Annotated in this window: 20 protein-coding genes and 2 pseudogenes; 18 read left to right on the top strand and 4 right to left on the bottom strand. The window is 70.6% G+C overall.

What is annotated here, in order from left to right; all coding sequences use genetic code 11:
* Positions 1-40 precede the first annotated feature (40 nt).
* Together M3667_RS07625 and holA are read left to right on the top strand one after the other, a co-directional pair.
* Positions 41-1,108 (top strand): annotated as a pseudogene (locus M3667_RS07625) (ComEC/Rec2 family competence protein); the annotation flags it as partial.
* A gap of 646 nt (positions 1,109-1,754) precedes the next feature.
* Complete coding sequence (holA, locus tag M3667_RS07630; RefSeq protein ID WP_251506993.1) at positions 1,755-2,792, top strand: DNA polymerase III subunit delta; 1,038 nt, start codon at positions 1,755-1,757, stop codon at positions 2,790-2,792.
* A 24-nt stretch (positions 2,793-2,816) separates the two neighbouring features.
* On the opposite strand, the gene M3667_RS07635 is transcribed toward holA, so the two are convergent.
* From M3667_RS07635 to M3667_RS07645, 3 genes are all read right to left on the bottom strand, one after another.
* Complete coding sequence (locus M3667_RS07635; protein WP_251506994.1) at positions 2,817-3,647, bottom strand: alpha/beta hydrolase; 831 nt, start codon at positions 3,645-3,647, stop codon at positions 2,817-2,819.
* Between the two features lie 148 nt (positions 3,648-3,795).
* Positions 3,796-4,056, bottom strand: a complete 261-nt coding sequence (rpsT, locus tag M3667_RS07640) for a 30S ribosomal protein S20 (protein ID WP_251506998.1) — start codon at positions 4,054-4,056, stop codon at positions 3,796-3,798.
* Positions 4,057-4,171: 115 nt separating this feature from the next.
* Complete coding sequence (locus M3667_RS07645; protein WP_251507001.1) at positions 4,172-4,897, bottom strand: alpha/beta fold hydrolase; 726 nt, start codon at positions 4,895-4,897, stop codon at positions 4,172-4,174.
* 87 nt (positions 4,898-4,984) lie between these two features.
* Between M3667_RS07645 and lepA the strand changes: the two genes are divergently transcribed.
* From lepA to M3667_RS07725, 16 genes and pseudogenes are all read left to right on the top strand, one after another.
* On the top strand, positions 4,985-6,829 hold the full coding sequence (gene lepA, locus M3667_RS07650) for a translation elongation factor 4 (protein ID WP_251507003.1): 1,845 nt from the start codon (positions 4,985-4,987) through the stop codon (positions 6,827-6,829).
* A gap of 25 nt (positions 6,830-6,854) precedes the next feature.
* On the top strand, positions 6,855-7,499 hold the full coding sequence (locus M3667_RS07655) for a DUF1990 family protein (RefSeq protein ID WP_144833709.1): 645 nt from the start codon (positions 6,855-6,857) through the stop codon (positions 7,497-7,499).
* Positions 7,499-8,716, top strand: coding sequence for a radical SAM family heme chaperone HemW (hemW, locus tag M3667_RS07660; protein ID WP_251507006.1), 1,218 nt, complete (start codon positions 7,499-7,501; stop codon positions 8,714-8,716). The genes M3667_RS07655 and hemW overlap by 1 nt, the downstream gene beginning before the upstream one ends.
* A gap of 114 nt (positions 8,717-8,830) precedes the next feature.
* The gene (hrcA, locus tag M3667_RS07665; protein WP_251507007.1) at positions 8,831-9,871 is read left to right on the top strand and encodes a heat-inducible transcriptional repressor HrcA; all 1,041 of its coding nucleotides are present in this window, start codon (positions 8,831-8,833) and stop codon (positions 9,869-9,871) included.
* 61 nt (positions 9,872-9,932) lie between these two features.
* Complete coding sequence (gene dnaJ, locus M3667_RS07670) at positions 9,933-11,057, top strand: molecular chaperone DnaJ (RefSeq protein WP_144833702.1); 1,125 nt, start codon at positions 9,933-9,935, stop codon at positions 11,055-11,057.
* 2 nt (positions 11,058-11,059) lie between these two features.
* The gene (locus tag M3667_RS07675; RefSeq protein WP_251507010.1) at positions 11,060-11,794 is read left to right on the top strand and encodes a 16S rRNA (uracil(1498)-N(3))-methyltransferase; all 735 of its coding nucleotides are present in this window, start codon (positions 11,060-11,062) and stop codon (positions 11,792-11,794) included.
* Positions 11,795-11,967: 173 nt separating this feature from the next.
* The gene (locus M3667_RS07680) at positions 11,968-12,315 is read left to right on the top strand and encodes an HIT domain-containing protein (RefSeq protein WP_056232343.1); all 348 of its coding nucleotides are present in this window, start codon (positions 11,968-11,970) and stop codon (positions 12,313-12,315) included.
* 49 nt (positions 12,316-12,364) lie between these two features.
* Positions 12,365-13,390 (top strand): PhoH family protein, encoded by a 1,026-nt coding sequence (locus M3667_RS07685; RefSeq protein ID WP_251507522.1) that lies wholly within the window; start codon positions 12,365-12,367, stop codon positions 13,388-13,390.
* Positions 13,387-13,854, top strand: a complete 468-nt coding sequence (gene ybeY, locus M3667_RS07690) for an rRNA maturation RNase YbeY (protein WP_251507012.1) — start codon at positions 13,387-13,389, stop codon at positions 13,852-13,854. Before M3667_RS07685 ends, ybeY begins: the two co-directional genes overlap by 4 nt.
* Positions 13,851-15,161, top strand: coding sequence for a hemolysin family protein (locus tag M3667_RS07695; protein ID WP_251507015.1), 1,311 nt, complete (start codon positions 13,851-13,853; stop codon positions 15,159-15,161). Before ybeY ends, M3667_RS07695 begins: the two co-directional genes overlap by 4 nt.
* Before the next feature lie 2 nt (positions 15,162-15,163).
* Positions 15,164-16,051, top strand: a pseudogene (era, locus tag M3667_RS07700) (GTPase Era); the annotation flags it as partial.
* 69 nt (positions 16,052-16,120) lie between these two features.
* Positions 16,121-17,068: an NADP-dependent oxidoreductase gene (locus M3667_RS07705; RefSeq protein ID WP_251507018.1), complete on the top strand. Its 948-nt coding sequence runs from the start codon at positions 16,121-16,123 to the stop codon at positions 17,066-17,068.
* Positions 17,065-17,664 (top strand): GNAT family N-acetyltransferase, encoded by a 600-nt coding sequence (locus tag M3667_RS07710; RefSeq protein WP_251507020.1) that lies wholly within the window; start codon positions 17,065-17,067, stop codon positions 17,662-17,664. Before M3667_RS07705 ends, M3667_RS07710 begins: the two co-directional genes overlap by 4 nt.
* A 138-nt stretch (positions 17,665-17,802) precedes the next feature.
* Positions 17,803-19,563 (top strand): 2-isopropylmalate synthase, encoded by a 1,761-nt coding sequence (gene leuA, locus M3667_RS07715; RefSeq protein ID WP_251507023.1) that lies wholly within the window; start codon positions 17,803-17,805, stop codon positions 19,561-19,563.
* Between the two features lie 23 nt (positions 19,564-19,586).
* Positions 19,587-20,375: a methyltransferase domain-containing protein gene (locus tag M3667_RS07720; RefSeq protein WP_251507026.1), complete on the top strand. Its 789-nt coding sequence runs from the start codon at positions 19,587-19,589 to the stop codon at positions 20,373-20,375.
* A gap of 34 nt (positions 20,376-20,409) precedes the next feature.
* Complete coding sequence (locus M3667_RS07725; RefSeq protein WP_251507028.1) at positions 20,410-21,192, top strand: MOSC domain-containing protein; 783 nt, start codon at positions 20,410-20,412, stop codon at positions 21,190-21,192.
* Positions 21,193-21,379: 187 nt separating this feature from the next.
* Here M3667_RS07725 and M3667_RS07730 read toward each other — a convergent pair whose 3' ends face one another.
* Positions 21,380-22,078 carry a TRIC cation channel family protein gene (locus tag M3667_RS07730; RefSeq protein WP_251507030.1) on the bottom strand — a complete coding sequence of 233 codons (699 nt, stop codon included), beginning with the start codon at positions 22,076-22,078 and terminating at the stop codon, positions 21,380-21,382.
* Positions 22,079-22,124 lie beyond the last annotated feature (46 nt).

The raw sequence follows: 22,124 nt of genomic DNA on the forward strand, positions 1-22,124 counted from the left end.
CGGCGACACCTCGAGTCTGGATCCGTCCACCGAGGCGGCCATGAACGCCGCGTCGCTGTCGCACCTGACGGCCGTCTCGGGGGCGAACTGCGCGATCGTGGTGGGCGCGGCATTCGCGTTGCTCGCGCTGTGCGGCGCACCGCGCGGAGTGCGCGTGATCGGCGCCACCGTCGTGCTGGTCGCCTTCGTGGCGCTCGTCACCCCCGAGCCGAGCGTCGTGCGGGCCGCGGCGATGGCCGTCGTCGCGATGCTCGCTCTGGCCCTCGGGCGACCGGCGGTCGGCATCGCCGTGCTCTCGGCCGCTGTGACGGCGCTCCTGGTCATCGATCCCTGGCTTTCGCGTTCGCTGGGCTTCGCCCTGTCGGCGGCTGCCACCGCCGCTCTCCTGGTGCTCGCGCGGCCCCTCGCGGTCGGGTTGGATCGGTGGATGCCGCGCGCCCTCGCCCTCGGGCTCGCCGTGCCCACGTCGGCCCAGCTCGTCTGCGGACCGCTGATCGTGCTCATCGACCCGCACGTGCCCCTGCTGGGGGTCGCGGCCAATCTCGTGGCCGATCCGGCAGCCGCCCCGGCCACCATCGCGGGAGCGCTCGCGTGCATCGCACCCTTCCCGTGGGTGCGCGACGGGCTCACCGCTCTCGCGTGGATCCCCGCCGCGTGGATCGCCGCGGTCGCCCACACGGCGACCGCCGTCTCAGCGCAGAACCTGCCGTGGCCCGACGGGCTGCTCGGTGCCGCCCTGCTCGCCGCCGTCGGCGCGGCGGTGAGCGTCGCGATCCTGCGACCGCGACGACTCCCGCGTCTCACAGCGTTGTCGTCCGCGGCGATGGCCGTGGTGGTCGGCCTCGTCCTCGGTCAGACCGCCGTGCGCACCGTCGGCGGGCCGCTCACGGTGCCGAGCGCGTGGCAGGTCGCGATGTGCGATGTCGGTCAGGGCGATGCGACGCTGTGGAGATCCGGCGCGGCGATCGCGCTCGTCGACACCGGTCCGGAACCTGCGGCGGTGGAGCGCTGCCTCACGACCTTCGGCATCGACCGAGTCGACCTGCTCGTGCTCACGCACTTCGACCTCGACCACGTCGGCGGCTCCGGGGCGCTGATCGGTCGAGCTGCGGTCGTCCTGCACGGCCCTCCGGGCGAAGCGGCGGACGAGCGGCTGCTCGAGCGCTTCGCCGCGGCGGGTGCCCGTCTGCACTCCGCGTCGATCGGTCTGACGGGCACCATCGGCTCGACCCGGTGGCAGGCGCTCGGCCCTCCGCCCCGCGCCGAACCCGGAAACGACGCCAGCGTCGCGCTCGACGTCGTCGGGCCGGGCTTCCCCCGCACCGTGCTGCTCGGCGACCTCGGCGAGCAGTCGCAGGCCGACCTGCGCCGGCGGCTCGCCGTGCCCCGCGTCGCCGTGGTCAAGGTCTCGCATCACGGGAGCGCCGATCAGGATGCCGAGCTCTACCGCGAACTGCATCCGCGGGTGGGGCTCATCGGGGTGGGAGCAGACAACAGCTACGGACACCCGACCGCGAAGCTCCTCGGGATCCTGAGCTCGATCGGAGCGACGGCGGCTCGGACGGATCAGGACGGCGCGTTGGCGGTGTGGCTTGACGCCGAGGGACGACTCACACTGTGGCGGGAGAAGGCCCCGGCCATCGTCCCTGCCGTGGCCCTGCCGGTGCCCCGAGCGCAGAATGGCAGCGCCCCGCGTCGGTCGTCGACGCCGCGGCCCGACGGCCGATGTCGGAGGCGGTCGGTAGGCTGGGGGAGTGACTCCGGCTCCCCGACGCTCCGCCCCCGCCAAGGCGAAGTCGGCCATTCCGCAGGTGTCGTGGCGCAGCCCACAGCCCGCGCCGATCGTGCTCGTCTCGGGTCCCGAAGAGGTGTGCGCCGAGCGCGCGACGGCCGGCATCCGCGCGATGCTCAAGAGCGAAGACCCCAGCCTCGAGGTCACCGACATCCGGGCCGACGACTACGCCGCGGGAACCCTGCTGTCGGTCACCTCGCCGTCGCTGTTCGGCGAGCCGCGGCTCGTGCGCGTGACCGGCGTCGAAAAGTGCAGCGACACCTTCCTCAGCGAAGCCGTCTCGTACCTCTCCCAGACGCAAGAGGGCGCGACCGTCGTGCTGCGCCACACGGGGGCGAGCGTGCGCGGCAAGAAGCTGCTCGACGGCATCCGCGCCGGTCAGGGCGGCGGTATCGAGATCGCATGCCCCGCCGTCAAGCGCGACTCCGACCGGTTCGACTTCGCCGTCGGCGAGTTCAAGACCGCGGGCAAGCGCATCGCGCCGGTCGCCCTGCGCTCGCTCGTCTCGGCCTTCGCCGACGACCTCACCGAACTCGCCGCGGCGTGCCAGCAGCTCATCGCCGACGTCCCGGGCGACATCGACGAGCGCATCGTCGAGCGGTACTACGGCGGTCGCGTCGAGACCTCGGCGTTCACCGTCGCCGACACCGCCATCGCCGGTCAGTACGGGCCCGCACTCCTCGCGCTGCGTCACGCCCTGGCATCCGGAGCCGACCCCGTGCCACTCGTCGCCGCGGTGGCGATGAAGCTGCGCACGATGGCCCGTGTCGCCGGCAGCCGCGAGTCGTCGCCGGTACTCGCTCAGCGCCTCGGCATGAAGGACTGGCAGGTCGACCGCGCGCGGCGCGACCTCGTCGGCTGGACCGGCAACACCCTCGGCATGGCGATCCACGCCACCGCCCGTGCCGACGCCGAGGTCAAGGGCGCGTCGCGCGACGCCGTGTTCGCGCTCGAGCGCATGATCACGATCATCGCGACCCGCGCCCCCTTCGGCGACTGATCGCGACGGCGCTCCAGCCCCACCTCAGACGGTCGACTCCAGCCGCCGATCGAGCGCATCGAACAACCGGCGCCGCCACGGCAGCGACGACCACCCGTGGTCCGCCCCCTCGACCACAGTGAGCGAGCCCCCGGGCATGACCTCGGCGAAACGCCGGCCGTACGCGAGGGGGACGACCTCGTCGGCCGATCCGTGCAGCACGTCGACCGGCCCCGTGTACGCCGCGGCCGGACCGTACACGTCGAGGCCGTCGCGCACGTCGTCGACGATCGCCGGTCCCACCGCCATTCCCGCGAGATCCACGAAGCCTCTCTCTCGCATCGCAGCCAACGGCTCGCCCATCACGCGGTCGTGCACGGTGATGTCGTCGACGATCACTCCGGCGGGCGACCAGAGCGTGACCGAGACGACCCGCTCGCCCTCCTGTGCCGCGGCAAGGGCCGACTCGACCGCTCCCAGGCTGTGGCCGACGACGTGCACCCGGCCGTCACCCGCCGTCTCACGGATCATCGCGCGCACCTGCGCGATCTCGTCGCGAACCGTGATGTCGAAGAAGTCGCCATCGCTCACGCCCTGGCCCAGCCGGTCGTACGAGCTGGCGACGACCCCGCGCGAGACGAGGTGCCGTGCCGCCTGCACGAACAGCTGGCGCGAACCGGCCGACGTGCTGCTGAACCCGTGCACGAACAGCACGCGTGCAGCATCGGGGGCATCGGTGCCGTCGTCCCACCGCCACCCGCGAAGCGTTCGCCCGCGGTGGTCGAGAGCGAGCGGCGTCACCCGTGGGTCGACGTCGACGTGGACGGCGGCGAGGTCGTCGGAGGAGCGATCGGCGGGGTGTGAAGAATTCGGCATCCGTCAATCCTCGTCCTTCCGTGCCGCGCACGCATGCGGACGCGGCGTGGAGGCCCGCTGCTGACAATGCGCACAGCCGCCACCACCCCGGAAACGACGAAGCCCGCCCCGCGCAATGCGGGACGGGCTGTCGAAGAGAAGCTGCGGCTCAGAGAGCGGCGACCTGCTTCGCGATGGCCGACTTTCGGTTCGCGGCCTGGTTCTGGTGGATGACACCCTTGCTCACGGCCTTGTCGAGCTTCTTGCCGGCGATGACGAGCGCCTTCTCGGCGGCCGCCTTGTCTCCGGCCAGCACGGCCTCGCGGGTGCGACGCACGTGCGTGCGCAGCTCGCTCTTGACGGCCTTGTTGCGCTCGCGCGCCTTCTCGTTGGTCTTGTTGCGCTTGATCTGCGACTTGATATTCGCCACGTCGACGGTCTTTCGTTTGAGTGAGTGTTGGAAGTGCCGGGCGAGCGGTAGAGGGGCGCTGCACCGGCGATCGTGGAGGTCGGGAAAAACCCCACACGCAAGCCAAGAAGCGAGTCTAACAGGTCGAGGCTTCGACCGTCGTGAGCGCCACGTTCAGCACCGCGTTGAAGACGCGCGGCCGCATCGCTGTCACGAGGTGGGTCGTGCGCGGGACGACGATGAGCTCGGCATCCGGAGCGATCGTGGTGAACAGCTTCTCGTTCATGCGCAGCTGGTCCCACTGCCCGTTGACGAACCACAGCGGCACGTCGATCCGGCGCAGCGCCGACAACAGGTCGAGCACCGACAGCGAGGCCAGGGCGGTGTCCTGCGCGTCGAACGCGTACCCGCCGGCTCCGAAATCCGGGCGCGTCTCGAGAGGAAGGGTGCGGTCGAGCACGCGATTGGTCAGGCCGAGCCCGCGGTCGGGCAGGCTGTCGAACCGTCGGGCGAGGAAGCGGTAGGCGGCGAGCCCGATCCCGCGGGGGAAAGAGGTGCAGGATGCCGCGACGAAGCCCGCAACCGGGGGAGCGTCCTCGCTCCCGGTGTAGGCGATCGACAGCAGACCGCCCATCGAGTGCCCGACGAGCAGCACGGGGCCGCGGGAGGCGGCATCCCGAACCGCTCGATCGATCGTCGCGAACGCCTCGTCGAGCGTGAACTCCTCGCCGCGGCGGGTTCCGTGCCCCGGCAGGTCGACGGCGGTGACGGGCGTGCCGCGTTGTTCGAGGTACGCGACCTGCGCGCGCCACATGGTCGCCGACGTGCGGATGCCGTGCACGAGCACGACCTGGACCGTCATGGCATCCACTGTAAAAGGCTCCGGATGCCGAGAGCCTGAGCGCTCGCGGACGGCGATGTCGGCGCACCACCGTAGAATCGACGGAACATGTCACCGCGCGCCCTGAAGCCCCTCGAGCCGTCTGCCACTCCGCCGGAGCAGATCCGCAACTTCTGCATCATCGCTCACATCGACCACGGCAAGTCGACGTTGGCCGACCGCATGCTGCAGATCACCGGCGTCGTCAGCGACCGCGATATGCGCGCGCAGTACCTCGACCGCATGGACATCGAGCGCGAGCGCGGCATCACGATCAAGTCGCAGGCGGTGCGGATGCCGTGGTCGACGAGCGACGGCACGTTCGCCCTGAACATGATCGACACGCCCGGTCACGTCGACTTCACCTACGAGGTCAGCCGCTCGCTCGCCGCGTGCGAGGGCGCGATCCTGCTCGTCGACGCCGCTCAAGGCATCGAGGCGCAGACGCTCGCCAACCTCTACCTCGCGCTCGAGAACGATCTGACGATCATCCCGGTGCTGAACAAGATCGACCTGCCCGCGGCCGACCCCGACAAGTACGCCGCCGAGCTCGCCGGCCTCATCGGCGGCGACCCGGCCGACGTGCTGCGTGTCAGCGGCAAGACCGGCATGGGCGTCGAAGAACTGCTCGACCTCATCGTCGACAAGATCCCGGCCCCGGTCGGCACGGCCGACGCTCCGGCGCGCGCGATGATCTTCGACTCCGTCTACGACGCCTACCGCGGCGTCGTCACCTACGTCCGCATGATCGACGGGTCGTTGCAGCCGCGCGAGCGCCTGCAGATGATGTCGACGGGCGCGACGCACGAGGCGCTCGAGATCGGCGTCTCGAGCCCCGAGCCGGTTCCGACCAAGGGTCTCGGCGTGGGCGAGGTCGGCTACCTCATCACGGGCGTGAAAGACGTGCGCCAGTCGAAGGTCGGCGACACGATCACCACCCACCGCAAGCCCGCCACCGAGGCCCTGGCCGGGTACACCGACCCGAAGCCCATGGTCTTCTCGGGGGTCTACCCGATCGACGGCAGCGACTACGCCGAGCTGCGCGAAGCCCTCGACAAGCTCAAGCTCTCCGACGCCTCGCTGCAGTACGAGCCCGAGACCTCGGTCGCCCTGGGCTTCGGCTTCCGCTGCGGCTTCCTGGGCCTGCTCCACCTCGAGATCATCACCGAGCGCCTGTCGCGCGAGTTCGACCTCGACCTCATCACCACCGCTCCGTCGGTGACGTACGAGGTCACCACCGACACCGGCGAGATCATCTCGGTCACCAACCCCAGCGAGTACCCCGACGGGCGCGTCGCCTCGGTGTCGGAGCCGATCGTCAAGGTCGGCATCCTGCTGCCCAAGGACTACGTCGGCACGGTCATGGAGCTCTGCCAGACGCGTCGCGGCACCCTGCTCGGCATGGAGTACCTCAGCGAAGACCGCGTCGAGCTCCGCTACCACATGCCCCTCGGCGAGATCGTGTTCGACTTCTTCGACCACCTCAAGAGCCGCACGCAGGGCTACGCGAGCCTCGACTACGAACCCGCCGGCCAGCAGACCGCCGACCTGGTGAAGGTCGACATCCTGCTGCAGGGCGACAAGGTCGACGCGTTCAGCTCGATCGTGCACCGCGAGAAGGCCTACGCCTACGGCACGCTCATGGCCGAGCGTCTGCGCAAGCTCATCCCGCGCCAGCAGTTCGAAGTGCCCATCCAGGCCGCGATCGGCGCGCGCATCATCGCGCGCGAGACGATCCGCGCGATCCGCAAGGACGTCCTCGCCAAGTGCTACGGCGGTGACATCACCCGAAAGCGCAAGCTCCTCGAAAAGCAGAAAGAGGGCAAGAAGCGCATGAAGATGGTGGGCCGTGTCGAGGTGCCGCAGGAGGCGTTCATCGCCGCCCTGTCGGGCGACGTCGAGACCAAGAAGTAACGCACGACACCGAGAGGGGTGAGCCATGCGCAGGCAGAGTTTCACCGATGACACGGTCGACTACGCAGCCGTCGGCGCCACCCAGGCGCACGACCTCATGCAGTACCCGCCCGAGCACTCCGTGCCGGCCGAGGACTCCTGGCGCATCGGCAGCGGCGAAGAGCGCTTCGCCGCCGCCGGCGAGCTGCTGCTGTCGTGGGCGCCGCTGCGCACCGGAGAACTGAGCATCACCGACGTGCGCCCCGCCGCCAACGCGGGGTACTCGGGCGTGGGCTTCGACGCCGACGGTGCCCCCGTGGCCCCCTCGAGCCTCGAGGCCGAGCAGCGCTTCGCCGCCGACGGCACGCCGTTCGTCAGCCCCGGCGCCGGAGTCCGTCTGCACGGCAAGGTCGACGGTCACCGCGCCGACGCCGAGCTGCGCGTGATCTCGGTCTTCGAGGAGCCCCGTCGTGTCGGCTTCATCCTCGGCACCGTCGGACACTCGATCGTCAGCGGTGAGGAGCTGTTCGCGGTCGAGTGGCGCGACAACGACGAGGTGTGGTTCGTCGTGCGTGCCTTCGACCGACCCACGGCCCCGTCGTACCGGCTGTTCACGAGCCGCGTGCGCCGTCGGCGCAAGGCGCTGTTCGCTCGCTACCTGCGGGCGATCTCGCCGCTGTACTCGTCCTGATGGGCGGTCCGCTCCCGCTCGGAGACCCGGCCCCCGCCGACGGACACCTGCCCGCCGACCTCGAGATCGACCCCGCCGCCGACTTCGGCGTGTACCTGCACGTGCCGTTCTGCCGCGTGCGGTGCGGGTACTGCGACTTCAACACATACACCGCCAGCGAGTTGCGCGGCGCCCGGCAAGACGACTTCGCCGACACGCTGAACGCCGAGGTGCGTCTGGCGGGGGCAGTGATGGATGCCGCGGGCGGGCGCCGCTCGGCATCCACCGTCTTCTTCGGTGGAGGCACGCCCACCCTGCTGCCGCCGGGCGACCTGGCGCGCATGCTCGACGCGGTGCGCGCGGAGTTCGGCATTCGCGACGATGCCGAGGTCACGGTCGAGGCCAACCCCGACACGGTCGACGACGCGATGGCGCGCACCCTCGCGAACGCCGGGGTGAACCGCCTGTCGATCGGCATGCAGTCGGCCCGGCCGCACGTGCTCGCCGCCCTCGACCGCACGCACGATCCCGCCAATGTAGCCACGGCCGTCGCAGCGGCCCGACGCGCGGGTCTCGACGTCTCGCTCGACCTCATCTACGGCGCGCCGGGGGAGTCGCTCGACGACTGGCGCGCCTCTCTCGAGGCGGCCACGGCCCTCGAGCCCGACCATATCTCGGCCTACGCGCTGATCGTCGAAGACGGCACCAAGCTCGCACGCCAGATCCGCTCCGGCGTGGTCGCCATGCCGGACGACGACCTGCAGGCCGACATGTACGAGCTCGCCGACGACCTGCTCGCCGCCGCCGGCTACGACTGGTACGAGGTGTCGAACTGGTCGCGCGGCGTCGAGCACCGCTCGCGTCACAACCTCGCGTACTGGAGGGGGACCGACTGGTGGGGTTTCGGACCGGGCGCGCACAGCCACGTCGCGGGGCTGCGCTGGTGGAACGTCAAGCACCCCGCCGCCTACGCCCAGCGACTCGCCGCCGTCGAGTCGCCCGCGGCTGCTCGGGAGCGCCCCGACGAGACCGCCCGCCGGCTGGAGTCGGTGCTGCTGCGCAGCCGCATCCGCGAGGGCCTGGCGGTGTCGGAGATCCTCGGAGAGGGCCGCAAGAACGTCGCCGCGCTGATCGCCGACGGGTTGATCGAGGGGGCGGATGCCGTGCGCGGGCGCATCGTGCTGACCAGGCGCGGACGCCTGCTCGCCGACGCCGTGGTGCGGGCGCTCACGGTCTGAGCGCCGCGCGGGCGTCACCCGCGGCGGCCTCCGCGAGCCGCCCGGCGCAGTGTCGGGGCGATCCCGTAGAATTGGCACTCAAGAGACGCGAGTGCCAGACGGGAGGAGCATCGCATGGTGTCGGAACGTGGCCTTCAGGTGCTCCGCGCGATCGTGCAGGACTACGTCGACACGCGTGAGCCGGTCGGCAGCAAAGCCATCGTGGAGCGCCACGCCTTCGGGGTGTCGGCCGCGACGATCCGCAACGACATGGCCCTGCTCGAAGACGAAGACCTCATCGTCGCCCCGCACACCTCGTCAGGGCGCGTGCCCACCGACAAGGGCTATCGCGTGTTCGTCGACCACCTCGCCGAGCTCCGTCCGCTCTCGGGCGCCCAGCGCAGCGCCATCACGTCGTTCCTCGACGAGGCCGGCGACCTCGACGACCTCCTCGCCCGCACGGTGCGCGCGCTCACCCAGCTGACCGGTCAGGTCGCGATCGTGCAGTACCCCTCGTTCGCGCGGGCCAACGTCTCGCACGTCGAGCTCGTCGCCCTCGGCGGACCCCGCGTGCTCGTGATCCTCGTGACCGACACCGGCCGGGTCTCGCAGCGCATCTCGTTCGTGCCCGTCGAGCCGAGCGAGGCCGACGTCACCCAGCTGCGGGCCCGCGTGAGCGGTCTGCTGGTCGGCCGCAGCGTCGCCGACAGCTCCCAGCAAGTGGCCGCTGCCCTGGCCGACGGCCCCCGCCCTGGGGTCGTCGTCGACGCCCTCGCCGACGCCGTGCTGCGCGTGGTCGGCGAAGAACTCGAGGAGTTCCGACAGGATCGCCTCGTGATGGCCGGTGCGGCGACGCTCGCCAAGCGCGAGCAGGACTTCCGCGGCAGCATCTACCCGCTGCTCGAGGCCATCGAAGAGCAGGTGACGCTGCTGCGCCTCATGAGCGAGATGGTCGCCGACGAGCAGGGCCTGTCGGCCAGCATCGGGCGGGAGAACGAGCCGTTCGGCCTCGTCGAGGCCTCGGTGCTCGCCAGCCGCTACGACGGCTCCACCGGCGGAGCGCGCGTCGGACTCCTGGGTCCGATGCGCATGGACTACTCCTCGAATCTCGCGGCGGTCCGTGCCGTCGCGCACTATCTGACCCGGATGCTCGAAGACGACGACAGCTCTCGTTGACTTTCGAGAGATCGAGCATCCCAAAGAGAACGACCCCGCGCGAGCGGGCAGGAAGGCGATTGTGGCTGACCACTACGAGGTCCTGGGTGTCGAACGCGACGCCAGCCCCGAAGACATCAAGAAGGCGTACCGCCGTCTGGCGCGCCAGTTGCACCCCGACGTCAACCCGGGAGAAGACGCCTCCGAGCGCTTCAAGCTCGTCACGCACGCCTACGACGTGCTGAGCGACCCCGAGCAGCGCCGCCGCTACGACATGGGCGGCGACCAGAGCCCGTTCGGGGGCGGGGGAGCAGCCGGCTTCGGCGGATTCAGCGACATCTTCGAGACGTTCTTCGGCGGCGCGCAAGCGGGCGGCGGCGGTCGCGGTCCGCGTCCGCGGTCACGTCGGGAGCGCGGACAGGACGCCCTCGTGCGCGTCACACTGCAGCTCGGCGACGTCGTCTTCGGCGCCCACCGCGACCTCGAGGTCGACACGGCGGTGCTGTGCGAGACCTGCAAGGGCGCGTGCACGCAGCCCGGCACGAGCGAGGTCACCTGCGACATCTGCCACGGCTCGGGTCACGTGCAGCGCACCGTGCGCAGCCTGCTCGGCAACGTCGTCACCAGCGCCCCCTGCACCGTGTGCCAGGGCCACGGCACGACGATCCCGTACCCCTGCGGAACGTGCCAAGGCCAGGGCCGCGTGCGTGCGCGCCGCACCGTTTCGGTCGACATCCCCGCCGGCGTCGAGTCGGGCCTGCGTTTGCAGCTGCCCGGTTCGGGTGAGGTCGGCCCCGCGGGCGGACCCAACGGCGACCTCTACCTCGAGATCACCGTCGAGGCCCACGAGGCGTTCAGCCGTGAGGGCGACGACCTCGTCGCGACCCTCGAGGTGTCGATGCCGGATGCCATCCTCGGAGCCAACGCGACGATCGAGTCCCTCGACGGAAGTGTCGACCTCGAGGTGCGCCCCGGCGTGCAGTCGGGTGACGTGCTGACCATCAAGGGCCGCGGAATCACCCCGCTGCGCGGCACTCAGCGCGGCGACCTCAAGGTCGGCGTGCACGTGGTGACGCCCACGCGCCTCGACAACCGCGACCGTGCCCTCATCGAGGAGTTCGCCAAGCGCACCAAGGCTCCCAAGCCGCGCCTGGCCGAGCACCAGCAGGGCATGTTCAGCAAGTTCCGCGACCGCTTCCGGCACTGACCGTGGCGCTGCACTTCGTCACCGACGAGGCGGGTGGCGCCCAGCCCGGCGAGACCGTCGAGCTCACCGGGACCGAGGCGCACCACGCCGCCGCTGTGCGTCGTGTGCGCGTCGATGAGGCGGTGACGCTCGGCGACGGCCGCGGAACCTGGCTGTCGGGCGTCGTCACCGCGGCCTCGCCGAAGCAGGTCGAGGTGCGGGTGACCGGCCGCGAGGTCGTGCCCGCGCCGTCGCCGCGCTTCGTTCTCGTGCAGGCGCTGGCCAAGGGCGACCGCGACGAGCTCGCCGTGCAGGCGGCGACCGAACTCGGCGTCGACGCGATCGTGCCGTGGCAGGCGTCGCGCAGCGTCTCACGGTGGGACGCGAAAGCCGACAAGGGCCTCGCGCGCTGGCGCACGATCGTCCGAGAGGCGGCCAAACAGGCGCACCGGGCGTGGATCCCCGAGGTCGAGACGGTGGCCCGCACGGCCGATCTCGTGCGTCTCGCCGAGGCCTCTCTCGTGCTGGTGCTGGAGCCCTCGGCATCCGACCGTCTCACATCCGTCGCGGCCGAAGCCTCCGACGGGCGCGACGTCGTGCTCGTGGTCGGCCCCGAGGGAGGCATCGCACCGGAGGAGCTCTCGGCGCTGACCGATGCCGGCGCCCGACTCGTGCGCCTGGGCGACACAGTGCTGCGCACCTCGACTGCGGGGGCCGCGGCGATCTCGGTGCTGTCGGCGGCCCACGGGCGCTGGTGAGCCGGGCCTCGACACGATTTGCTGCCGTTTGGGGCGGATTCCGCAGCTTGGGGCGTGAATCTTCCGCCCCGAGCGACGGATCTCGCCCCGAACCGGGCAGAGCCGGCCGCGCCGCCGCGCGTCGGCGCAACGGCCGAGCCCCGGTGTCGGAGGCCCTCACTAGACTGGATGCCATGAGCGAACCGTCGATCTTCACGCGCATCCTGCAGGGCGAGATCCCCGCCGAGATCGTCGCCGAGACCGAGAACGCCTTCGCGATCCGCGACATCGCGCCGCAGGCGCCGGTGCACCTGCTGGTCATCCCCAAGACGCAGCAGTACCGCAACGTCGTCGAACTCGCCGCGGGCGACCCCGACCTGCTCACCGAGGTCATCGGCCTCGCGAACTCCGTCGCCGCGGAGCACTCCGACGGCGACTTCCGTCTGATCTTCAACACCGGCGAGGGCGCCGGTCAGACCGTCTTCCACGTGCACGCCCACGTCCTCGCGGGCGGCTTGAACGAAAAGAGCCTGGGTGGCTGATTCCCCCGAAGAAACCGTCTCCGACCGCATCGAGGTCGACGGCGTGGCCATGGTGCAACTGCTCGGCCCGCAGGACCGCCTGCTGCGCGTGGTCGAGAAGGAGCACCCCGACGTCGACGTGCACGTGCGCGGCAACGAGATCACGCTCGCGGGCACGCCCGACGCGGTGCGCGCCGCCCGCGGCCTCGTCGACGAGCTGCTCAGCATGACCCGCTCGGGTCACGGCCTCGACCCGGCCGATGTGACCAGCTCGAACCGCATGCTGCGCTCCGACGGCGGACCCCGTCCGTCGGAGGTCATGGGCGAGGCGATCCTGTCGTCGCGCGGAAAGACCATCCGACCCAAGACCGCGGGCCAGAAGGAGTACGTCGACGCGATCGACGAGAACACGATCGTGTTCGGCATCGGCCCCGCCGGTACCGGCAAGACCTACCTCGCGATGGCCAAGGCCGTGCAAGCGCTGCAGCGCAAAGAGGTCACGCGCATCATCCTCACGCGTCCCGCCGTCGAGGCGGGGGAGCGGCTCGGGTTCCTCCCGGGCACGCTCACCGACAAGATCGACCCCTACCTGCGACCGCTCTACGACGCCCTCAACGAGATGATGGACCCCGAGATCGTCCCCAAGCTCATGGCGACGGGCACGATCGAGGTCGCACCGCTGGCGTACATGCGCGGGCGCACGCTGAACGACTCGTTCGTCGTGCTCGACGAGGCGCAGAACACCACGCCCGAGCAGATGAAGATGTTCCTCACGCGCCTCGGCTTCGGCACCCGCATGGTCGTCACCGGCGACATCACCCAGGTCGACCTGCCGCAGGGCGCGTCGGGTCTGCGCCTGGTGACGCGCGTGCTCGACGACATCGACGACATCCACTTCTCGCGCCTCACCAGCGACGACGTCGTGCGGCACAATCTCGTCGGGCGCATCGTCGACGCGTACAGCGAATACGACGAGAAGCGCCTGGCCGCCCGACGCGAGCGCGACGAGGCCTCCGAATTTGCCACCCGTGCGGAGCGACGCGGCCCCGGTGCCGCCGGTCCCCGCGATCACCTCCCGAGACGAAACCGCTCATGACGATCGAGATCAACAACGAATCCGACCACGAGGTCGACGAACAGGTGCTGCTGCGCCTCATGGAGTACAACCTCCAGGAGCTGCACGTCAGCCCCGACGCCGACGTGGCCATCGTGCTCGTCGACGAGGGCGCCATGGAATCTCTGCACGTGCAGTGGATGGACGAGCCCGGTCCCACCGACGTGCTGAGCTTTCCGATGGACGAGCTGCGCCCGGGATCCGAAGACGCTCCGACCCCCGCGGGTCTGCTCGGCGACATCGTGCTGTGCCCGGCGGTGGCCGAGACGCAGGCCGTCGCCGCCAAGCACTCGACGCTCGACGAGCTGATCCTGCTCACCACCCACGGGCTGCTCCACCTGCTCGGGTTCGACCACGCCGAGCCCGACGAAGAACGCGAGATGTTCGGCCTGCAGCGTGAGCTGATCAGCGGCTTCCAGGCCGTCGAGCGCCAGCGCCGCGCATGACCGAAGCACTGCTGCTCGTCGCGGCACTGCTGCTGGTGGCCTTCGGCGGCCTCATGGCGGCCTCCGAGGCGGCGCTGGGCGTGACCTCGCGCACCGATCTGCTTGAGCTCGGCGCTGCGGGCCGCAACGCGCGCTCGCTGCGCCGCATCGCCGACGACCCCAGCGCGCACGTGACGGCGGTGGTCTTCATCCGCGTGCTCGCCGAGACGACGGCCGCGGTGCTCGTCACCGCCGCCTTCATGCTCATCTTCGACAACATCTGGCTCGCGGTGATCACCGCGGCCGTGCTCATGACGGGCATGTCGTTCGTCGCGGTCGGCGCGAGCCCGCGGTCGGTGGGGCGCCAGCACGCGCGCGGTCTGCTGCGCGGGGCGTCTCCGGTGATCCGCGGCATGCGCATCCTGCTCGGACCCCTCGCCCACGGGCTCGTGGCGGTGGGCAACCGGGTGACGCCGGGCGTTCCGCACTCGACCTCGTTCGCGTCGGAGGAGCAGCTGCTCAGCATCATCGACGAGGCCACCGAGAACGAGCTCATCGAAGAAGACGATCGCGAGCTCATCCACTCCGTGTTCGACTTCACCGACACCTACGTGCGCGAGGTGATGGTGCCGCGCATCGACATGGTGAGCGTGGATGCCGCGGCCTCGTCCCGCGAGGCGCTCGCGCTGTTCCTCGAGAAGGGCGTGTCGCGTGTGCCCCTCACCGACGACGAGGCCGACGACGTCGTGGGGGTGCTGTACCTGAAAGACCTGGTGCAGTTCGGCTTCCGCGACGAGGCGGGGTGGCGCGACGCGCCGATCCGCCGCATCGCACGCCCCGCGGTGTTCGTGCCCGAGTCGATGAAGGCCGAGACGCTCCTGCAGCAGATGAAGAAAGACGCGGTGCACGTGTGCCTCGTCGTCGACGAGTACGGCGGGGTCGCGGGCCTCGTGACCCTCGAAGACCTCATCGAAGAACTCGTGGGCGAGATCGCCGACGAGTACGACGCGCCCTCGACCGAGGTCGTCGAGCTGCCCGACGGCCGCTATCGCGTCAATGCGCGTCTGAGCCTCGACGAGGTCGGCGACCTCTTCGGCCTCGAGCTCGACGACGAGGAGGTCGACTCCATCGGCGGTCTGCTGGGCAAAGCCCTGGGCCGCATCCCGCAGCCCGGAGCCACCGCCGAGCACGACGGACTCGTGATGACCGGCGGCGCGTCGCGCGGCCGCAACCGCGGAATCGCGACGGTGATCGTGGAGCGGGCTGAGACGATGGACGAGGAAGACGCCGAGGCCGACGCCTCGTCGCGTGAGAGGAACGACAGATGACCGACACCCGATCCGGTTTCGTGACCTTCGTGGGCCGGCCGAACGTCGGCAAGTCCACGCTGACCAACGCCCTCGTGGGCGAGAAGGTCGCCATCACGAGCGAGAAGCCGCAGACCACCCGCCGCGCCATCCGCGGCATCGTCAACCGTCCGGGCGGCCAGCTCGTGGTGGTCGACACCCCCGGCATCCACCGCCCCCGCACCCTTCTGGGGCAGCGGCTCAACGACCTGGTCGAGCAGGTGCTCGGCGACGTCGACGTGATCGCGTTCTGCGCCCCCGCGACCGAGAAGGTCGGCCCCGGAGACCGCCGCATCGCCGAGTCACTCTCGGGCTACCCCCGCGCCAAGAAGGTCGCCCTGGTGACGAAGACCGACGCAGCGACCCGCGACCAGATCACCGAGCGCCTCGTCGAGGTCGACGCGCTGCGCGAGGACTGGGCGGCGGTCATCCCGCTCTCGGCCGTGACGAACGATCAGCTCGACGTGTTGAGCGACGAGCTCCTCGCGCTCATGCCCGTGGGCCCCGCCCTGTACGCCGACGACGTCACGACCGACGAGACGCTCGAAGACCGCATCGCCGAGATGATCCGCGAGGCCGCCCTGCACGGCGTGCGCGACGAACTGCCGCACTCGATCGCGGTGACCGTCGACGACGTGGCCAAGCGCGAAGACAGCGACCTCACCGATGTGTGGGCCAACATCGTCGTCGAGCGCGACAGTCAGAAGGCGATCATCATCGGCAAGAAGGGCTCGCGCCTCGCCGACGTCGGAGCCCGCGCCCGCGCCGGCATCGAACCGCTCGTCGGCGGCCGCGTCTACCTCTCGCTCCACGTCCGCGTGGCCAAGGAGTGGCAGCGCGACCCGAAGCAGCTGGGCCGCCTCGGTTTCTGACCGCTTCCCAGAACATCTGACGCCGGGGGCTACGCTCAGCGGCGACGACCCGAAACGAAAGGCGTGACCATGGCGAAGAGGTGGACGGCTCCGGCTCCCGGGCCCATCGATCAGTGGAGCTTCGACGAGGTCGAGGTCGCCGCCCCCGGCTCGGGCGAGGTCACGATCCGTGTGCACGCGGCGGGCGTCAACCCGGCCGATGCGAAGCACGTCGCCTCAGCGCGTCCCGGCGCCCGGTTCCCGGTGCCGATCGGCTACGAGCTCTCGGGCGAGGTCACCGCCGTCGGCCCCGATGCCCTCGGCGGCTCGGGTGAGCTGACGGTCGGCGATGAGGTCGTCGCCTTCCGCGTGCAGGGCGCGTACGCGACCGACATCACCGTTCCGGCCCGCGACGTCTTCGCCAAGCCCGCGGCCCTCTCTCACCCCGAAGCGGCGAACCTGCTGCTCGCGGGAACCACCGCAGCCGAGATGATCCAGGTCACCCGGGTGACCGAGGGTGAGACGGTGCTGTTGCACGCGGCCTCCGGCGCGGTGGGCGTGAGCCTTCTGCAGCAGGCGCGCGAGCTCGGCGTCCGCGTCATCGGCACGGTGGGTCCGGATGCCGAGGACTCGGCCGAACGCGTCCGTCGCTACGGCGGCATCCCGGTGGCCTACGGCGACGGCCTGCGCGAGCGCGTCGAAGAGGCGGCCGAGGGCGCCCCGATCGCCGCCGCGTGGGATGCCGTGGGCACCGACGAGGCCATCGACGTCTCGCTCGCTCTCGTGGCGGAGCGCGACCGCATCGTGACGATCGTCGATCCCGAGCGCGCGAAGGCCGACGGGTTTCTCTGGATCGCCGGCGCACGGCCCGAGAGCGCCCGCTTCCGCGACATCGCGCGTGCGCGCGTGCTGGAGCTCGCGGCATCCGGAGCCCTCGAGGTGCCCGTCGCACGCACCTACCCGCTCGCCGATGCCGTCGAGGCGGTGCGCTTCGTCATGGACGGCCACCCGGGCGGCAAGGTCGCGCTGCTGCCGTGAGCGCGTCGCCGTTCGTCCTCCCGCCGGCGCCCGAGACCCTCGAGGTGACCCGCGAGCGGGTGCGCCTGCGCCCGTTCGAAGAGCGCGACCTCGACGCCATGGCTGCCTACCGCGGGGACGCCGAGGTGTGCCGCTACCTCCCGTTCCAACCGCAGACCCCCGACGACATCCGGCACCGCAACGGCCATCTGATGGGCGGGACGAGTCTCGAGGGCGAGCGGGGCGGTGTGATGCTCGTGGTCGAGCGTGTCGACGACGGCGCGGTCATCGGCGACCTCGTGCTCTTCCACCCCGACGCAGAAGCCGGGTCGGCCGAGGTGGGCTGGGTCGTCAGCCCCGCGGCATCCGGTCAGGGCCTGGCGACCGAAGCGGTGCGCGCGCTCATCGACACGGCCTTCGAGGTGTACGGCCTGCGCCGGCTCGTCGCGCAGATCGACGCCGACAACCTCCGCTCGGCGGCCCTCGCCGAGCGCCTCGGCATGCGGCGCGAAGCGCACTTCGTCAAGAGCGAGTGGTTCAAGGGCCGCTGGAGCGACCTGCTCGTGTACGCCGTGCTCGACCACGAGTGGGCGGCCGCCCGACGGAGCGCCTCGTGAGGGACTGCTACGATCGCTGCATGCGCTTCGGTGGCCAGCTTCTTCTTAGTTGCCGCGACGAGTCCTCGATCTAAGGGCCTTCCTCGTCGCGGAGATCGTCGTCGGCCCCACCGAACGAATCTAAAGAAGCGACACATCATGAAGAACACCCAGAAGCCCACCTCCGCTCCGGTGCACAAGTACCGTCCGTTCCACGAGCAGATCCGGGTCGACCTGCCCGACCGCACGTGGCCGTCCACGCGCATCGAGGCCGCACCCCGCTGGTGCGCCGTCGACCTGCGCGACGGCAACCAGGCGCTGATCGATCCGATGAGCCCCGAGCGCAAGCGGGTCATGTTCGACCTACTGGTGAAGATGGGCTACAAGGAGATCGAGGTCGGGTTCCCGAGCGCGAGCCAGACCGACTTCGACTTCGTCCGTCAGCTCATCGACGAGAACCTGATCCCCGACGACGTCACCATCCAGGTGCTGACCCAGGCGCGTGAGCACCTGATCGCCCGCACCTACGAGGCCATCGCCGGCGCCAAGCAGGCCATCGTGCACCTGTACAACTCCACGAGCGTGCTGCAGCGCGAGGTCGTGTTCCGCACCGACGAGCAGGGCATCGTCGACATCGCGCTCGAGGGCGCGCGCCTGTGCAAGAAGTACGAGGCGACGATTCCCCAGACCGAGGTCTACTACGAGTACTCGCCCGAGAGCTACACGGGTACCGAGCTCGAGTTCGCCCTGCGCATCTGCAACGAGGTGCTCGAAGTCTTCGAGCCGACCCCCCAGCGCAAGGTCATCCTGAACCTGCCCGCCACGGTCGAGATGGCTACGCCCAACGTCTACGCCGACTCGATCGAGTGGATGTCGCGTCACCTGAACCACCGCGAGAACGTCATCCTGTCGCTGCACCCGCACAACGACCGCGGCACCGCCGTGGCCGCCGCGGAGCTGGGGTACATGGCCGGCGCCGACCGTATCGAGGGCTGCCTGTTCGGCAACGGTGAGCGCACGGGCAACGTCGACCTGGTCGCCCTGGGCGTCAACCTGCTGACGCAGGGCATCGACCCGCAGATCGACTTCAGCGACATCGACCAGGTCAAGCGCACCGTCGAGTACTGCAACCAGCTGCCCGTTCCCGAGCGCAGCCCCTGGGCCGGCGACCTCGTCTTCACCGCGTTCAGCGGTTCGCACCAAGACGCCATCAAGAAGGGCTTCGAGGCGATGGAGGCCCGCGCGGCCGCCGAGGGCAAGACCGTCGACGAGATCGAGTGGGCGGTTCCGTACCTGCCGATCGACCCGAAAGACTTGGGCCGGTCGTACGAGGCCGTCATCCGCGTCAACTCGCAGTCGGGCAAGGGCGGCGTCGCCTACCTGCTGAAGGCCGACCACGCGATCGACCTGCCCCGCAAGCTCCAGATCGAGTTCTCGGGCGTGGTGCAGGCCCGCACCGACGCCGAGGGCGGCGAGGTCTCGAGCGCGCAGATCTGGGACATCTTCAACGACGAGTACCTGCCGTCGACGGTCGACGACCAGCGCTGGGGCCGCTTCGAGCTGCTGTCGACGCGCTCGTCGAGCGACATGTCGGGCGACGTGCACCTCGAGGTCTCACTGCGCGACGGTGACACGACGCACCCGGCCTCGGCCGTGGGCAACGGACCCGTCGCCGCATTCCTCGAGATCGTTCGCGCCCAGGGCTTCGACGTGACGCTGTACGACTACGTAGAGCACGCTCTCAGCTCGGGCGGCGACGCGCAGGCCGCGGCCTACGTCGAGCTGCAGGTCGACGACCAGCGCCTCTGGGGCGTCGGCATCGACGGTGACATCTCGACCGCGTCGCTCAAGGCGATCGTGTCGGGCGTCAACCGCGCGATCCGCACCCGTCAGGACTCGGGCGCCCTGGCCGGCGTCTGACCCGCGCAGAAGAGAAGACGACCGTGGCCTACGCCCACGGACACCACGAGAGCGTGCTGCGTTCCCACGCCGTACGCACCGTCGCCGACTCGGCGGCCTACCTGGTGTCTTCGCTGTCCGCCGGCGCCCGCATCCTCGATGTGGGTGCAGGCCCCGGCTCCCTCACCGTCGACCTCGCCGACCGGGTCTTCCCGGGGGAGGTCGTCGGGGTGGATGCCGCGTCCGATGTCGTCGAGGTGGCCCGTGCCGCCGCGGGGGAGCGTAAGAGCGTGACCTTCCGCACCGGCGACGCCTACGCCCTCGACGTGCCCGACGCCTCGTTCGACATCGTGCACGCCCACCAGGTGCTGCAGCACCTCGAGCGGCCCGTTGACGCGCTGCGGGAGTTCCGCCGCGTCGCCGGGCCCGACGGCCTCGTCGCGGTGCGCGACGTCGACTACGGCGGGGTGATCTGGCATCCGCTCATCCCCGCCCTCGACGACTGGCTCGAGATCTATCACGGCGTGCACCGCGGGTCGTCGGGCGAGCCCGATGCGGGTCGGCGCCTCAAGGCGTGGGCGCGCGAGGCGGGGTTCACCCGCATCGAGCCGAGCGCGAGCGTATGGGTGTTCGACACGCCCGACAAGCGCGCGTGGTGGGGCGGCATGTGGGCCGACCGCGTTCTCGCCTCGGCGTTCGCCGGGCACGCGAAGCGGCTCGGTCTCGCCGACGACGCGCAGCTGCAGCGCATCTCGGATGCGTGGCGCGAGTGGGCCGAGCACCCCGACGGGTGGATCCTGCTGCCGCACGGCGAGGTTCTCGCCCGCTGGTGATCGCGCGAGGGGGCGTCGATGCGAGGATGAAACCGTGATCTGCGTCGACGCCCTCTACCGCTATCCCGTGAAGGGCTTCACGCCTGAGAAGCGCGACAGCCTCGTCGTCCAGGACGACGGCCGCGTGCAGGGCGACCGCTCGCTCGTCTTCCGCTTCGCCGATGCCCTCGAGCCGGCGGATGCCACGTTCCCCAAGAGCCGCGGACTCGCGCTCATGACCTTCCCGACGTTGGCGCGCGTCGACCTCACCCTCGACGACGAGGCGCTGACGCTGCGGCTGCAGGTGGACGACATCGACGTCACCGCCGATCTCAGCGACGAGGGCCGTGCCCGACTCAGCGAGGCGATCACCGCCTACCTGCGCACGACGAGCGATGCGAAGCTGCTCGAGGCCGACGGCATCCTGCCCCTGGGTCTTCTCGGCGACGGCCGCACCGCACGCTTCCAGGACCGCCCACGCGGATTCATCTCGCTGCACGGCGCAGCCTCCGTCGAGGAGGTGGATGCCGCGGTGCCGGCGCCCGTCGACGATCGCCGCTTCCGCTCGAACATCGTGGTGAGCGGTACCGCGCCGTGGGCCGAGCTCGAGTGGCAGGGTCGCGTGCGGATCGGCGAGGTGGAGTTCGAGGTGCAGAAGCCGATCGAGCGCTGCGCCGCGATCACCGCGAACCCCGACACGGGCGTGCGCGACGCCCGCCTGCTGCGGGTGCTGACGACGGAGTTCGGTCAGTCCGAGCCGACGCTGGGAATCCTGCTGCTGCCGGTCGCCGATGGGGGCACGATCCGCGTCGGCGACGAGGTCGCGCCGCTCACCTGACCGCGCCCGCACCGCGTGAGGGGTCGAAAACTGTCGCCTCCGCCCGCCCTAGGCGACACGAAGTGACCCCTCACGCGCGCTGAGCCCCGCCTCGGTCGCCCCGCCGCATCGAGTGAGAGGTCGAAAACTGTCGCCTCCGCGCGCCCGAGGCGACACGAAGTGACCCCTCACGCGCGCCGAGACCTGCTCACTCCGGGTCGTCCATGCGGATGATCGGGATGCCGGTGGTCTCGACCGCGACCTTGCGGCGATAGAGCTTGCGCTGCTCGGGCAGGGACAGGTCGAACAGCACGGCGAGCACGCGGATGACCGTCGTGACCGCCACGCCGATCACCGCGGCGACCGGCAGCGGCACGCCGAACGCGGCGACGGTGGCCAGCACCGCGCATCCGCCGCCGGCGGCCACGGCGTACAGCGAACCGACGTGCATGATGGCGACCGGCAAGCCCATCAGCACGTCGCGCAGCACGCTGCCTCCCGCCGCGGCGAGCACGCCGACGAACACCGCGGGAACCGCCGGCATGCCGAGGGCGAGCGCCTTCGAGGTGCCGAACGCGCCGAACAGGCCGATCACCACCGCGTCGAGCATGACGATCGCGCGGTTCAGCCGCTGAAAGATCCCCGACAGCAGCATGCCGACGATCGAGGCGAGGGTCGCGGTGATGAGGTACCAGTTGCTCTGGAGGGTCGCGGGGGTGAGCCCCAGCAGCAGGTCGCGGATGAGACCGCCGCCCATGCCGAGCAGGATGCCGATGATCGCCACCCCGAGCAGGTCGAGGCGCCGCTGCCCCTGGAAGCCGGAGGCGAACAGCGCGCCCTGCACGCCGCCCAGGGCGACGGCGGTGAGATCCGCCCACAGCGGGATGACGAAGACGGACTCGTTCACGGCATCCATTCTCCCGCCCCGACGGCGTTCGCCCAGGCGCGCCGCG

It is taken from the genome of Microbacterium sp. P26, assembly GCF_023712585.1.
GTDB classification, from domain to species: Bacteria; Actinomycetota; Actinomycetes; order Actinomycetales; family Microbacteriaceae; genus Microbacterium; species Microbacterium algihabitans_A.